At 56.1% G+C, this 663-nt stretch carries 1 pseudogene; it reads left to right on the top strand.

Annotated features, from left to right (window positions below):
• Window positions 1-38 precede the first annotated feature (38 nt).
• Window positions 39-663 (top strand): annotated as a pseudogene (locus A3750_RS01275) (xanthine dehydrogenase family protein molybdopterin-binding subunit); the annotation flags it as partial.

The raw sequence follows: 663 nt of genomic DNA, 5'->3' as shown, positions 1-663 counted from the left end.
TCATCGGCGAGGCGGCGGAAATTTCAAAGGCTACGGGCTTGCCGATAAAACTGGTTTGGTCTCGCGAAGATGACATGCGCAATGATTTTTATCGCCCTGCAAGCCTTCACAAGCTGCGAGCGCGCGTAGACAAAGACAACGTCCTTGCTTGGGATCACCATATAGCCGCGCCTGGTGTAATGGATTGGTATGTATGGGATGCTGCGCCGGCTATGTTTCCGGCAGCGCCAAAATTTATGTTCCCTATGCTTGGCAAGGTCGGCCTTGCAACGGCTGGCACCCCCATGACGCCAGCTGACCGTTCCGCTTACGAAGGTGCTGACGATTTACCGTATGCCTTCGGTTCGCAAGAGGTTAGATATAGTAAGGCGGACGCGGGGGTTCCTGTGGGCTACTGGCGAGCGGTCGGGCACTCGCACAATGGTTTTGTTACCGAAACCTTTGTTGAGGCGTGTGCCGAGAAGGCAGGGCAGGATGCGGTTGAGTTCCGGCTAGCGCTCTTGAGGGATCAGCCTCGTATGGCCGCTGTGCTGAAGTTGGCGGCACAAAATGGTGGTTGGGCTGAAAAGCCGCCTGAAGCACGTTATCGAGGCATCGCTGTGCACAAATCCTTCGGGTCGTACGTGGCGGAGCTGGTTGAATTGAGCGTTGAGCAAGGTCAGC

The sequence above is a fragment of the Oleiphilus sp. HI0079 genome, from assembly GCF_001635105.1.
This window is presented reverse-complemented; position numbering and strand designations above follow the sequence as displayed.